This is a genomic window from Actinomadura roseirufa (genome assembly GCF_900659635.1).
GTDB classification, from domain to species: Bacteria; Actinomycetota; Actinomycetes; order Streptosporangiales; family Streptosporangiaceae; genus Spirillospora; species Spirillospora roseirufa.
This window is the reverse complement of the sequence record NZ_CAACVB010000283.1, coordinates 1-8,990: the sequence shown is the minus strand read 5'-3', so window position 1 is coordinate 8,990 and position 8,990 is coordinate 1. Positions and strand designations below refer to the sequence as shown.

Here is an 8,990-nt window from a genome sequence, read left to right as displayed (position 1 = left end):
GGCCGCCGCGCCGCGGCCCGTCCTCGCGCCGCGCGAGCGCCCCGAGCGGATCCCGCTGTCGTTCGCGCAGCGCCGCCTGTGGCTGCTCGACCAGCTCCTGCGCGAGGACGACGGCCCGCGCGGCGCCTACCACCTGCCGCTGGGGGTACGGCTGCGCGGCGACCTCGACCTGGCGGCGCTGGAGGCCGCCCTCGCCGACGTCACCGCCCGGCACGAGAGCCTGCGGACGGTCTTCCCCGAGCACGACGGCACGCCCTACCAGCGGATCCTGCCGCCCGAGGAGGCGCGGCCCGTGCTGGAGGTCGCCCGCTGCGCGCCCGAGGAGGTCATCGCGCGGCCGTTCGACCTCGCCCGCGACCTGCCGCTGCGCGTCGCGGTGTTCCCGGACGGCGAGCGCGAGCACCTGCTCCTCGCGGTGTTCCACCACATCGCGTTCGACGAGTGGTCGTTCGGGCCGTTCGCCCGGGACGTCGCGGCGGCGTACGCGGCGCGGCTGGAGGGCCGGGCCCCCGACTTCGACCCGCCGCCCGTCCAGTACGCCGACCACGCGCTGTGGCAGCGCGAGCTGCTCGGCGACCCGCTCGACCCGGGCAGCGTCCACGCCCGCCAGCTCGACCACTGGGCGCGGACGCTCGCGGACCTCCCCGAGGAGATCCCGCTGCCGGTCGACCGGCAGCGGCCCGCGACGGTCGGGCAGCGCGGCGCGACGCTGTCGGCCGCCCTGCCCGCCGGGCTCACCGCGCGGCTGCGCGGCGTCGCCCGCGAGGCCGGGGCCAGCCTGTTCATGGTCTGCCAGTCGGCCGTCGCCGCACTGCTGCACCGGATGGGCGCGGGCGAGGACATCCCCCTCGGCAGTCCCGTCGCCGGGCGGACCGAGGAGGCCGCGGGCGGCCTGGTCGGCTTCTTCGTCAACACCCTCGTGCTGCGCGCCGACCTGTCCGGCGCGCCGACCTTCGCCGGTCTGCTCGCCCGCGTCCGCGAGGCCGACCTCGCCGGCCTGGCCCACCAGGACCTGCCGTTCGAGGCCGTCGTCGAGGCGCTGCGCCCACGCCGCGTCCCCGGCCGGAACCCGCTGTTCCAGGTGATGGTCGGCTACGAGAACCAGAGCGCCGGCGACGTCCGGTTCCCCGGGCTGGAGCAGCGCGACGAGGCGTTCGGGCCGGGCGCCGCGAAGTTCGACCTGGACTTCATCTTCCGGGAGGACCCGTCCTCGGGCGACCTGCGGCTGCTCGTCGACTACTCGTGCGAGCTGTTCGACCGGGACACCGTCGCCGCGATGGCCGCCGGGCTGGTCGGGCTGCTGGAGACCGTCGCCGCCGACCCCGGAGTCCCGGTGGCGGCGCTGCCGGCCGTGCTGACCGCCCGCACCGTGACCGAGGAGCGCGCCGCGGCGGGCGGAGTCCGCGGCGGCGACCGGGAGACCGCGCTGTGCCGCATCTTCGCCGAGGAGCTCGGCGTCCCCGAGGTCGGCCCCGACGACGACTTCTTCGACCTCGGCGGGCACTCGCTGCTGGCCATGACGCTCGTCCGGCGGATCAGGCGGGAGCCCGGCTGCGCGGACCTGAAGATCGCGACCCTGATGACGGCGCCGACCGTGGCCGGGCTGCTCGCCCGGCTGGAGTGAGGGTGCTCATACCGCACCCCCTCTTGTGGAGTTAGGTGAGGCTAACCTAAGGTCATCGCTCGTACCCCTGGAAAACCTGGAAGGACACCGGTCCGCTATGCGAACGATCACGCGGCGCCTCGCCGCCACCGGCGCGCTCGTCCTCGGCCTCGGCCTCACCGCGGCCTGCGGCGGTGACGACGAGCCCGCCGGCGGCTCCACCGGCGGCGGGGCGGGCGGGGCCTTCCCCGTCACGGTCGCCCACAAGCTCGGCTCCACCACGGTCAAGTCCGCCCCGAAGCGCGTCGTCGCGCTCGGCGAGGTCGACCAGGACGCGCTGCTCGCGCTCGGCGTCCACCCGGTCGGCATGACCGAGCTGACCGGGATCCAGTCCGACGGCCTCGCCCCGTGGAGCGCGCCCAAGGCCGCCGGCGCCAAGCCGAAGCTGCTCAAGGCGGGCGAGGCCGGGTTCAACCTGGAGGAGATCGCCGCGCTGCGCCCCGACCTCATCCTCGCGGGCGGCGACTTCACCATCGACAAGGAGTACGGCAAGCTCTCCAAGCTCGCCCCCACCGTCGCCTACCAGACCGGCCCCGCCGAGGACTCCTGGCAGCAGATCACCCTGCAGACCGCGAAGGCCGTCGGCCGGGCCGCCGACGGCGAGGCGCTCGTCCGCGACGTCGAGACCAAGATCGCCTCGGTGCGGACGGCGCACCCGGAGCTGCGGGGCAAGGGCTTCGCGCTGACCAGCGTGTTCCCGTCCGGGAACATCGGCGTGATGAAGGCCCCCGGCGACACCAGCGTCAAGCTGCTGCAGCAGTTCGGAATGGTGCTGCCGCCGTCCCTGGCGAAGCTGCCGGGCCAGGGGTTCGCCGCCGAGATCAGCATGGAGAAGGTCTCCGTCCTGAACGTCGACGTCCTGCTCAGCCACTACAACGACGACCCCGCCACGCAGAAGAAGGTGGAGGGGAGCAAGCTGTTCGCCGGGCTGCCGGTCGTCAAGCGCGGCTCCTACGTCCCGCTCGACCTCGCCTCGTTCTGGCCGCTGCGCACCCCCACCGCGCTGGCCGTCCCCTACATCGTCGACCGGATCGTTCCCCGCATCGCCAAGGCCGCCGCCGCGGCCCGGCCCGCCTGACCCGCGGGCGAGAGTGGAGAGGCACATGCAGACCCCCGTCCATGACGTGGTGGGCATCGGATTCGGCCCGTCCAACCTGGCCCTCGCGGTGGCGCTCGAGGAGGCGCACGGCGCCGCCGCCGACGCGGTGTTCTTCGAGAAGCAGCCCGCGTTCGGATGGCACCGCGGAATGCTCATCGACGGCGCCACCATGCAGGTCCACTTCCTCAAGGACCTCGCGACGCTGCGCAACCCCGCCAGCCCCTACTCCTTCCTGGCCTACCTGCACGCCAAGGGACGCCTCGTCGACTTCGTCAACCACAAGACGATGTTCCCGACCAGGCTGGAGTTCCACGACTACCTGGAATGGGCCGCCGCCGCGTTCGCCGGCCGCGTCCGCTACGGCGCCGAGGTCGTCGCGCTGCGCCCCCACGACGCCGGCACGCTGGAGGTCGTGGTGCGCCGCGACGACGAGCTGGAGACCCACCTGACCCGCAACGTCGTCATCGCCGCGGGCCTCGAGCCCGTCCTGCCCGAGGACGTGCGGCCGGGCGAGCGGATCTGGCACACCGAGGACCTGCTGACCCGGCTGGAGGAGCGGCCCGGCTGGAGCCCCCGCCGCGTCGTGGTCGTCGGCGCCGGGCAGAGCGCCGCCGAGGCGGCCGAGCACCTGCACCGCACCTTCCCCCGCACCGAGGTCTGCGCGGTCTTCGCCCGCTACGGCTACTCGCCCGCCGACGACAGCTCGTTCGCCAACCGCATCTTCGACCCGCAGGCCGTCGACCACTACTACGCGGCGCCGGACGAGGTGAAGCGGCTGCTGTTCGACTACTCCCGCAACACCAACTACTCCGTCGTCGACCTCGACCTCATCGACGAGCTGTACCGGCGCTCCTACGCCGAGAAGGTCGCCGGCGCCGAGCGGCTGCGCATCCTCAACGCCTCCCGCGTCCTGGAGGTCAAGGAGGCGCCCGGCGCCGTCCGGATGCGCGTCGGGTTCCTGCCGACCGGCGAGACGGAAGACCTCGACGCCGACGCCGTCGTCTACGCCACCGGCTACCGCGAGCGCGACCCGTTCGACCTGCTCGGCGAGGCCGGCTCGCTGTGCCGCACCGGCCCGGACGGCCGCCCGCTGGTGGAGCGCGACTACCGGATCGCCACCGAGCCGGGCTGCGAGTGGGGCGTCTATCTGCAGGGCGCCACCGAGCACAGCCACGGCATCGCCTCGTCGCTTTTGTCCATGACCGCCGTGCGCACCGGTGATATCGTCCGGTCCATGGGTCGGCGCACCGCACCCCTCACCCAGGAGGCCCGATGACCAACCCGTTCGACGACGCCGACGGCACCTTCCTGGTCCTCGTCAACGCCGAGGACCAGCACTCGCTGTGGCCGTCCTTCGCGGACGTCCCGGAGGGGTGGACCACGGCCTTCGGCCCCGCGGCCCGCCCGGAGTGCCTGGCCTACGTCGAGGAGAACTGGACCGACATCCGGCCGCGCAGCCTGACGACCTGACGCGCCGCGCCGCCCGGGGTCAGCCCGCCGGGTCCGCCCCCGGGGCGGCGCCGAAGTCGGCCAGGCACGCGTCGAGGCCCTCGATCTCGACCGGGACGGCGCGATGCCGCGCCCAGCCGCCGCGATCGAGGGCGAAGCGCTGATCATGCCTGAGCGCGTCGCGGACCAGCGTGCGCGCCACGCCGTTCTCCCGGTACCCGAGCCTGCGCGACACCGCCGCGGAGGCGGCGTTGCCCACCAGCGCCGACGTCACCGCGGACTCGGCCCCCAGCCCGGCGAAGGCCAGATGCAGGACGGCCGCGCGCATCTCCGTCCCCACGCCCCGGCCCTGATGACGCAGCCCCAGCCACGAGCCGCTGGTCACCTCCCGCAACACGGCGAAGTCCTCGGCGCCGACGCTCTGCGACCCGACCACGACGCCGTCCATGAAGACGGCCAGCGGCAGGGTCCAGTTCCGCGGCGTCCACGCCCCGAGCATCCGCCAGTGGTACTGCATCACGCTACGGGCGCGCCCCGCCGGCGGCAGGTCCGTCCACGGCACGACGAACGGCATCACCGCCGGGTCGTGGACGCCGCCGACCGCGAGCTCCGCGAGCGCGTCCAGCTCCTCCGGCTCGGGCAGGCGCAGCTCCAGTCTCGGCGTCCGCAGGCGCAGCCCGTACAGGGGCCAGTGGGTGAGCGTCATCGGCACATTGTCCGGACCCCGCGGCCGGAAGTCATGTCAATTAGCCCGCTGCCGGGGGCGCGCAGACCGTCGATGAACATGGCGACGTAGCACCCGGACGGTTCCAGGCGCCATTCGATGGACGGCGCGTGTCAGAGGGGTCCGCCCGTTACGGACAGTTACGCGGATCACACGCCTGCCCAGCCGGGAATTCACCTGCTTCGTTTGGGTTTGTGGTGGTCAGAGGGACGTGCGGGCGCGACCGGTCCGACGCGGGTCGTGGTCGGCGTGATCGATCGTGGGGAAGATGATCTCAAGGGGGGTGGCGCGGTGACGGACGGGGCGGGCCGCGGACGCGGAGCGCGGACGGGGGCGCGCTGATGGCGTGGAGCGTCGGGTTCGCGCTGTTCGCGGCGTTCCTGTTCGCCGCCGCGGCGGCGCTCCAGCACCGCGCCGCGCGGCGCGCCGTCGGCGGCGGCTCCGGCGCCGTGGCCGCGGCGGGACTGCTGCGCAAGCTCGTCCGCGACCCGCTGTGGCTCACCGGATGGGCGGTGAACCTCGCCGGTTTCGCCGGCCAGGCCGCCGCCCTGCACTTCGGGTCGACCGGGCTCGTCCAGCCGCTGCTGGTCGCCCAGCTGGTGTTCACGATCGTGCTGGGCGCCGTCGGCACCGGGCGGCTGCCCGCGCGCGCGGACCTGCTCGGCGGGACGGCGGTGGCGGCGGGCCTCGCGGTCCTGTTCACGGTGCCGGGCGCGGTCCCGCCGGAGGGCGAGCCGTCCCGGCCGCGGTTGATCGTGTCGGGCCTGCTCGCCGTGCCGCTCGTCCTCATGCTGGCCAGGGGGGCGACCCTGCGCCAGGGGACGGTGCGGGCCGTGCTGCTCGGCACCTGCGCGGGCCTGCTGTTCGCGGGCAGCGCCGTCCTCATCAAGCTCACCACCGGCGACCTCGTCCACCGGGGCGTCGCGGCCACCGCCCTCGACTGGCCCGGCTACGCGCTCGCCGGCACCACCCTGGTCGGCCTGATCCTGGAACAGAAGGCGTTCGCCGCCGGGTCGCTGCCCTTCGCGATGACCGCGATGACGATGACCAACCCGGCCGCGTCCTACCTGCTCGCCGTCTTCGCCTTCCACACCCAGCCGCCCCGGACGGCGTCCGCGTTCGCGGCCGTCGCGGTCAGCGCGGTCCTGCTCACCGCCGGCGTGGCGGCGCTCTCCCACTCCCCGGCCGCCGCCCGCGGCGAGACCGGCGGCTGAGGACACCGGCCGTCCGCAGACGAGGGAGCACCCGCTGCCGGGTGCGGGGAGCTCGCCGCGGCGTCAGGCTCGCTCCCTCGCCTCCGCGAGGGCGTCTTTGTACTCGCCGAGCCATTCGGCGCCCGCCTGATCGGCGGGTATGCCGCCGAGCCCGCTGGACAGCAGCGCGGCCGCGTCCGAGTACCCACCAAGGTCGCGATGCGCCATCCCGATGTTCAGCTGGAAGAACGATGGGCCGTACCAGTACACGGGAGGCGGTGGCTCCACGTCATCGGCGGCCCGCTCGGCGGCGTCGTCCAGAAGGCGCCGCGCCCGCTCGGCCTCGCCGAGCGCGGCGTACCCCTGCGCGGCCTGCAACTCATCGAAGATCCGCTGCACGGGATGCCCGCCCGGCGTCGCGAGGGCCGCCATGGACGCGCGGACGACGGCGCGCGGCCGTCCCTGCTTGCGCGCGACGTACCCGCGAAAACTCGTCGCGATGGCCGCGACTGTGCCGTCCTCGAATTCATCGGCGAGTTCCTCGCCCTCCCCGAACAAGGCGAGGGCCTGCACATCGCGGCGTAGCGCGGCATTCAGCCACCCGGCAAAAACGGACCACTCGGCGGCGACCCGCCCGAGCCGCATCCGCAACGGCCCGCGAGCCTCCCGCAGCATGCCCGCGATCACGTCGAGCTGCCCAGTGACCGGGCCGAGCAGCACGGCCGGCCCCACCGCGTCCTCCAGCCGACGCTGTCCGGCAAGGATGGACGCGAGGGCCTCCAGCGCGGTCACATCCAGCCGGGCGGAGCGCTGAGACACAGCCGTGAGACGGTCAGAGTCATCGAGGGTGACCGCCCTGTCTGGGCTGGACGGACGCCAGAGAACGCCGTGGGCGGGCGGGTGGTCGCCGAAGAGCTCCTCTTCGCTCTTGCCGGTGGCTTTGGCATAGAGGGCGCGGTAGTTGGGCCGGGGGACGTACTTGCCCGCCTCCCACTGTTTGATCACGTCGGTGAGGCTTTCGACGCCCGGTAGGGCGGCCCGGCCCCCGGGCTCGGCGGCAGCGCGAAGCCGCCGCGCGAGAGTCGCCCGCGACCAGTACGGCGGGCCCTCTCGGGCCGCGCGCGTCCGGGCACCGATGACCGTCTTGTCAGGGGAAGCCACTCCGCTGCACGTCTCCGACGTCGGAGGGAAGAGGTCCTCCCCCTTCCTTCTCCATCGTCCCTCTTGGTGCGCGACCCCCGCCACAGATTCACTTGCAGTGACCGAGCAACCACAGTGCATTGCCGGAGACGGTGATGGATACCACGCAGGGCCCCGACGCTGACGGACGGTGCCGGTGAGCGAATCCGAGCAGGGAAGCGGGGCGCGGCTAACGCGGCAGATCCCTCCGTGTTCGCCTTACCTGGCGAGCGTTTGACCGAACTGGCGTCGCTGGTCCGCCGACGCTTCTTCGGCATCGTCCCGATACTCCCGCGCGGCACGGAGATCCTGCACTTCATCCGCAGCGGGCTCGGACCCCGGTACGTGGTCTGGCGCACCCACACCGGGGCCTACTTCTGGTACTGCGGCCCCGACCAGGGCGCGCAACGGCTCGGACAGGCAACGCCCCGCCCTCACGGACGGGGCGCGGCGGGCGATCAATCGTCGATGTCCACCACGATCTTGCCTTTGCCCTTGCAGATCGTCCACTCCCGTGGCCGCGGTGGCTACGGGGCGGATAGGCCGAGCGTCCGGCCGATGTACTCGGCCGCCTGCTCGGCGGTCGTTCCGACCCGCGCGCCGTGGTCGGGTTCGCCGTACCAGTAGTACGCCCCGGTGTGGGGGCGCCAGACCACGTACCGGGGCCCGGTGCCCGAGCGGATCAGGTACAGCATGCTCCCGCCGCCCGGACGAGTGGCGTAGACGCCAGCGAACCGCCGCGCCAGCAAGGCCGCAAGCTCGTCGAGCCGTTCGCCCGGTGAAGCGGACGCGGGGGGATCTGCCGCCTTACCCGTCCCCCCACATCCACGCCCGGACTCACTCATCGGGGCGGCCCTGTGACATCGGCGCGCCGAGCGTCGTCGCGACGGTCAGGGCCGCGTCGACGATGTGGTTCGCCTCGGCGATCGGCTCGCCCCAGCTCGTCCAGAACCACAGCCGGTCGCCGTCGTCCGGGCGCGGCTTGCACGTGATCGTGTCCGCGCGGCGCGGGACGTCGTCGCAGCACCCCGGCGCCTTCGGGTTGACCGCGATCAGCTTGCGCCGCTGGAGGACGGTCTCCAGCCCGTAGGCGTGAAGCCGCGACATCAGCGCGCCGAGCCGCGCGTAGGCGTCCGGGTGCTCGGGTTCCGGCCGGGTGTCGGTGCTCTCCACCGTCGTCATGACTGCTCGCCGGTCGGCTCGGTGAGGAGACGCGGGCGTGTAGCCCACCATGTCGTGCGGCCGTCGGCCCGCTCGGATGCCTGGATGGACCAATCAGGCCATGCGGCAGCTTTCGATCTAGCCATGTCTGCTCCTTGCGTGATGAGTGCCTCCAGCCAAGTCATCCTGGGCATCGGGCGGGAGATGTGAGCCGAGACGTGCTGAGGCAGTGGCTTCACACAGGGTGTGAAAGGTATGCAGGCGAAGACCGGCTACGGGAGCGGACGTGCTCCTACACTGTCCGTAACCTCAGCAAGGAGGCGGGTCGTGGCCGAGGCCAACCTGCTGCTGGACTCCCTGATCGACGAAGCCGAGATGTCTTACGCGGGGCTTGCCAGCCGCCTGAACCGTGGCCGTCTCACCCGCTAACCAGGGTTAATTGGTCATAGCGGTTGGGTGAGTGGACGGGCCGGTGGTGTGGGCGTATGCCGGTGGCATGGCCAGATACCCCCAGGGCGGCGG

9 protein-coding genes are annotated in these 8,990 nt (G+C 73.1%); 5 read left to right on the top strand and 4 right to left on the bottom strand.

What is annotated here, in order from left to right; translation table 11 throughout:
• The 4 genes from E1291_RS35050 to E1291_RS35035 form a co-directional block, all read left to right on the top strand.
• The coding region (locus tag E1291_RS35050) for a condensation domain-containing protein (RefSeq protein ID WP_242614570.1) at positions 1 to 1,624 on the top strand (1,624 nt) is incomplete at its 5' end.
• 97 nt (positions 1,625 to 1,721) lie between these two features.
• Entirely contained in the window at positions 1,722 to 2,741 is a 1,020-nt protein-coding gene (locus tag E1291_RS35045) for an iron-siderophore ABC transporter substrate-binding protein (protein ID WP_131742362.1), read from the top strand.
• Between the two features lie 25 nt (positions 2,742 to 2,766).
• On the top strand, positions 2,767 to 4,038 hold the full coding sequence (locus tag E1291_RS35040) for a lysine N(6)-hydroxylase/L-ornithine N(5)-oxygenase family protein (RefSeq protein ID WP_131742361.1): 1,272 nt from the start codon (positions 2,767 to 2,769) through the stop codon (positions 4,036 to 4,038).
• Entirely contained in the window at positions 4,035 to 4,232 is a 198-nt protein-coding gene (locus E1291_RS35035; RefSeq protein WP_131742360.1) for an MbtH family protein, read from the top strand. The genes E1291_RS35040 and E1291_RS35035 overlap by 4 nt, the downstream gene beginning before the upstream one ends.
• 19 nt (positions 4,233 to 4,251) lie before the next feature.
• Here E1291_RS35035 and E1291_RS35030 read toward each other — a convergent pair whose 3' ends face one another.
• Positions 4,252 to 4,917, bottom strand: coding sequence for a GNAT family N-acetyltransferase (locus E1291_RS35030; RefSeq protein WP_131742359.1), 666 nt, complete (start codon positions 4,915 to 4,917; stop codon positions 4,252 to 4,254).
• Between the two features lie 359 nt (positions 4,918 to 5,276).
• Here E1291_RS35030 and E1291_RS35025 point away from each other — a divergent pair, with 359 nt between their 5' ends.
• A complete protein-coding gene (locus E1291_RS35025) occupies positions 5,277 to 6,149 on the top strand; it encodes a DMT family transporter (protein ID WP_131742358.1) in 873 nt (290 codons plus the stop codon).
• Between the two features lie 63 nt (positions 6,150 to 6,212).
• On the opposite strand, the gene E1291_RS35020 is transcribed toward E1291_RS35025, so the two are convergent.
• The 3 genes from E1291_RS35020 to E1291_RS35015 form a co-directional block, all read right to left on the bottom strand.
• Positions 6,213 to 7,409 carry an NsdA family TPR-like regulatory protein gene (locus tag E1291_RS35020; RefSeq protein ID WP_503108255.1) on the bottom strand — a complete coding sequence of 399 codons (1,197 nt, stop codon included), beginning with the start codon at positions 7,407 to 7,409 and terminating at the stop codon, positions 6,213 to 6,215.
• 425 nt (positions 7,410 to 7,834) lie between these two features.
• The gene (locus E1291_RS42595) at positions 7,835 to 8,002 is read right to left on the bottom strand and encodes a hypothetical protein (protein WP_165495441.1); all 168 of its coding nucleotides are present in this window, start codon (positions 8,000 to 8,002) and stop codon (positions 7,835 to 7,837) included.
• Positions 8,003 to 8,144: 142 nt separating this feature from the next.
• Positions 8,145 to 8,489 carry a hypothetical protein gene (locus E1291_RS35015; RefSeq protein WP_131742356.1) on the bottom strand — a complete coding sequence of 115 codons (345 nt, stop codon included), beginning with the start codon at positions 8,487 to 8,489 and terminating at the stop codon, positions 8,145 to 8,147.
• Between the last annotated feature and the right edge of the window lie 501 nt (positions 8,490 to 8,990).